Annotated in this window: 4 protein-coding genes; 2 read left to right on the top strand and 2 right to left on the bottom strand. The window is 42.0% G+C overall.

The window, feature by feature from the left end; translation table 11 throughout:
* Both ACOVQQ_RS06830 and ACOVQQ_RS06825 read right to left on the bottom strand, forming a co-directional pair.
* Positions 1-1,038: isochorismate synthase (locus ACOVQQ_RS06830; protein WP_421817542.1), on the bottom strand; the 1,038-nt coding region annotated here is incomplete at its 3' end.
* Positions 1,035-1,457, bottom strand: coding sequence for a PaaI family thioesterase (locus ACOVQQ_RS06825; protein ID WP_421817541.1), 423 nt, complete (start codon positions 1,455-1,457; stop codon positions 1,035-1,037). The genes ACOVQQ_RS06825 and ACOVQQ_RS06830, both read right to left, overlap by 4 nt.
* A gap of 108 nt (positions 1,458-1,565) precedes the next feature.
* Here ACOVQQ_RS06825 and ACOVQQ_RS06820 point away from each other — a divergent pair, with 108 nt between their 5' ends.
* Positions 1,566-3,149, top strand: a complete 1,584-nt coding sequence (locus tag ACOVQQ_RS06820) for a choice-of-anchor Q domain-containing protein (RefSeq protein ID WP_421817540.1) — start codon at positions 1,566-1,568, stop codon at positions 3,147-3,149.
* Between the two features lie 17 nt (positions 3,150-3,166).
* Positions 3,167-3,808: a DUF1579 domain-containing protein gene (locus tag ACOVQQ_RS06815; RefSeq protein ID WP_421817539.1), complete on the top strand. Its 642-nt coding sequence runs from the start codon at positions 3,167-3,169 to the stop codon at positions 3,806-3,808.
* Positions 3,809-4,205 lie beyond the last annotated feature (397 nt).

Genomic DNA, 4,205 nt, shown 5'->3' with positions numbered 1-4,205 from the left:
AACTAAAATACGTTTAATCGTTTTGAATTTTTGTTCGGTTTCTTCAAACTCGGCTTCCGGATTACTATTTGCTACGATTCCACAACCTGCATAAAGTGTTGCTTTACCTTTCTGATAATTCATACAGCGTAAATTTACGTACAAGCGCGCCTGCATCTTGTTTTGTTGTGCGCTGTTGACAACTCCAACGACTCCTGTATAAAACGACCGGTCGTGCGTTTCGATTTCTGAAATCGCTTGAAAAGCCTTTTGCTGCGGGAGTCCACACACAGCGGGCGTCGGATGCAATGCCCCAATTAATTGATTTAGCGTTGCGTGTTCCAACAACCTACCGCTAATTATGGTTTGTAAATGAATTAGGTTTCCTGCTTGTATTTCAGTGCGGTCGGAAATTCGAATACGATAAACCAAATCGGCAAGCTTCGACGATATAAAATGTGTGACTAATTCCTGTTCTCTAAACTCTTTTTCTAAAAAAGGCTGGTAATCGGAGGCAAATCGGGTTCCGGCAAGCGACATAGAAGTAACTATTCCATCGGAAACTTCACACAACAATTCGGGCGATGCTCCCATCCAAAAACCAGTTTCCGCAGCGTAGAACAAGTAGCAAAACGCAGTCGGATACGTCAAACACATTTGTGTGTACGAGGCTAGTATGTCTAAATCAACTTCTGTATTCACCTTCCGCGAAAGCACGATTTTAGTAAGACTTCCGTCTGAAATGTGCTTTAATCCTTGTTCGACTTGCGCGACAAATTCAGATCGATCAACAGCGGGAAAATCTACTGCAGCACCAATAAAATCAACGCTTTCCAGTTCAAAATTTTGCACCAATCGAGCATCGAACTGATACACCGAATTCGAATCTGCGGCAAATCGTTGAAAATAAAAAGCGGCTTTTTCGTCGGCGAAACCAGAAAAAGGTTCCAAATTCGCGACAAAAGAAATAGTGTGCTCTTCTGGATAACGCCAAAATGCAAAACTCGCTCCACTGGCTGTTGCTTCCTGAAAACAATCGATTAACTGCTGATTGATCATCGTTTAGGAAGTATCATATTGGTAAGTTTACACAGCGAAATTAGTCGGTTTTTTTCGTCGGTAATTCGAATTTCCCACAGATGTACGCTTTTACCTTGGTGCACTATACGAGCCGTTCCGGTAACAACACCCTCGCGAATGCTTCGAACGTGATTTGCCGATATTTCGATGCCGCGAACTTCTTGTTTCTCAGGATTCACTAAAATAAGCGATGCTGCGCTGCCTACACTTTCTGCCAAAGCTACCATAGCACCACCGTGTAAAAGACCCATCGGTTGGTGTACGCGCCAATTTACCGGCATCGTTGCTGTCAGAAAATCGGGACCAGCATCGGTGTACACGATATCTAAAGTTTTCATCAAAGTCTTTTCCGAAATCTTGTTACACATTTCCAGAAAATACTGTTTGTCGAATTCCATATAACGAAAAATTTTCGGCAAAAATACAATTACTTTCGCGGTTGTGCGTTGGAGATTGTGTACTAAACAAATGATAAAAATCTTACTTTTACTTAAATTTTTGAACTGATGCGTAAATCGTTATTCGCCTGTTTCGTTGTATTTCCACTACTTTTTTTGTCTTGCAGAACCGATTTTGACTTTGTAGCTAAAACCGGAACACTTGCTTTTTCGAAAGATACCGTTTACCTCGACACGGTTTTCAGCACCATCAGTAGCAGTACATACACACTGAAAGTATATAACCGCAGCAATGAAAACATACTCATTCCACAGCTAAAGTTAGCGAAAGAAAATGCGAGCAAATACCGAATTATGGTGGATGGCATGACGGGAATAGACAGCGATAACAGCGGTATTGGCGACGGGAAAGTCTTTGAAAATGTAGAACTGCTTGCAAAAGATTCTATGTTCATTTTCATAGAAGCCACAGCAGATATCAACGATGCCAATCCCGAAGATTTTCTCTACACCGACGAGATTTTATTCGGTACACCCAATAATTATCAAAAAGTAAATTTAGTAACGCTCATTCAAGATGCGTATTTTATCTATCCTAATCGGGAAAACGGCATTGTTGAAGGTGTAGATTTTGGCTTCGACGCCGACGGAAATGTCACACAAGTTCAAGGACGAAATTTATCTGAAAATCACCCGATCAACGGAAACGAATTGGTTATGACCAACGAAAAACCTTATGTAATTTACGGCTATGCGTCAGTTCCAGTCGGAAAAACACTGACAATAAATCCCGGTGCTCGTTTGCATTTCCACGCGCAAAGCGGCATGATTATTCAAGAAAACGCATCGTTGAAAATTAATGGTGCCTTGTCCAATACCGAAGCGCTAGAGAATGAAGTTATTTTCGAAGGCGACCGTCTGGAACCTTTTTACAGCGATATTGCAGGTCAGTGGGGATTCATTTATTTCCGCGACAATTCTAAAGATCACGAAATCAATCACCTGACTTTAAAAAATGCCATCGTAGGTTTTCTCGTGCAAAATAACGCCGGAACTCCAATGAAAATTCGCAATTCGCAATTTTACAACTGCTCAAACGTGGGCTTATTAGCACGATTTGCCAATATTGAAGCGGAAAATTCGGTATGGAACAACGCCGGACAAGCAGCAGTAGCGCTCACTTTTGGCGGGTCGTACGACTTTAAACATTGTACTATAAACAATAATTTCCCCGAATCATCGCAAGCTGCACTTATCGTCAACAATTATTTTGAAGATAATGCGGGCACCGAAACAGCTTTTGATTTGAGTAAATGTGATTTCACAAACTGCATCATTTATGGTTCTGGCGGAAAAAACATTCAGCTAGATAAATCTGATTTGAAACTGTTCAATTACAGTTTTACTAATAATTTAGTTCGCATTTCAGACGGCGATCCGTATTACAACAACGCACTTTTTGACGTGCTTCGAAACCAACAAAACGGAAATATCAAAAACAGACAGCCCGGCTTTTTCAATCTGCGAAACAATCAGATGAATATCGACGAATCATCTCCGGCCGTAAACGCAGGTACGCCAACCACTTTAGGGCAAGTTTCAACCGATATTTTAGGACGCCCGCGCCCAACACCTCCGAGTTTAAATCCGGATATGGGAGCGTATCAAAATGCCCCTTTTCCTGAAGATTAACCAAAACCAATACCAATATGAAAAAACTACTTTTATGCAGCAGCTTACTTTTTTTAGCACTCACAGCTTGTAAAAAAGAGGATAAATCAGCAGCTAATGCAAGCGAAAAGGCTGCCGATACGCTTACTAAGAAAGTTGAAATTCCGAAAGATTCGGCTGCCGTTGCCAAAATTTGGATGGATTACGGTACACCAGGCGAGCCACACAAACGTTTAGCTGCCGATGTTGGAAAATGGAACGAAGAGTGTAAATTTTATTCGAAACCTGGCGCAGAACCAACGGTCATGAAAATGACGGTAGATATCAGTATGATTCACGGTGGCAGATATCAATATGCCAAACACAATGGTTCGTACTTTGGCATGCCGTTCGAAGGTACCGCAACCACCGGCTACGACAATGCATCGGGCAAGTACTTTTCGATTTGGACCGATAATATGGGAACCGGCGTCACGTATGTAACGGGAACTTTCGACGAAGCAACAAAAACGTATACGTATTCGGGTGAAATGAGCGATCCGTTAACTAAATCAATGAAAAAAATTCGTGAAACCGTTGAATTGGTAGACGCCGATAAGCAAGTTTTTACGAGCTACGACACCGACGAAAATGGAAAAGAATACAAAGCCATGGAAATTGTGATGACACGAGCGAAATAACACACAAATAAATAGATTTCAGGATACGCTGGTTTTTACCGGCGTATTTTTTTTGGCAACTGTCCGCCGCAATAAATCGTTTTCCCAGAAATATGTACAGCGGCGGCCACCGCGCTTTTCAAGTCAAGGTACAACGGCAACAGCACGCACTGCTCGCGTTTTTGTAGCTTCCGTTGGTCGCTCCAAATTCGCTGCAGTGCTAGTGCTCTTGCCGCTGCACGCTTGCTTTTTCAATCGCTGTCGCGAAAACGAAGTGCTAGGAATGAGCTGTAGTTTTTGAAATCTCTATACTTCGAAAAACTTCCCCTTGTCTATTCGTAAACAAACGTTCCGTATGGGCTACGAATCGTTAGTTTTTTCGCCTCGGAAGCCTCTACTCTACCGACAATTTGTGCAT

It is taken from the genome of Flavobacterium sp. (assembly GCF_049240005.1).
Lineage (GTDB): Bacteria > Bacteroidota > Bacteroidia > Flavobacteriales > Flavobacteriaceae > Flavobacterium.
The sequence above is the reverse complement of the archived record's forward strand: the minus strand, read 5'-3'. Positions and strand labels throughout refer to the sequence as shown.

What these genes read in the sequence shown, in the direction of transcription:
- ACOVQQ_RS06815 (WP_421817539.1), top strand. Translation starts at nt 3,167, where the DNA reads ATGAAAAAACTACTTTTATGCAGCAGCTTACTTTTTTTAGCACTCACA.
- ACOVQQ_RS06820 (WP_421817540.1), top strand. Translation starts at nt 1,566, where the DNA reads ATGCGTAAATCGTTATTCGCCTGTTTCGTTGTATTTCCACTACTTTTT.
- ACOVQQ_RS06825 (WP_421817541.1), bottom strand. Translation starts at nt 1,457, where the DNA reads ATGGAATTCGACAAACAGTATTTTCTGGAAATGTGTAACAAGATTTCG.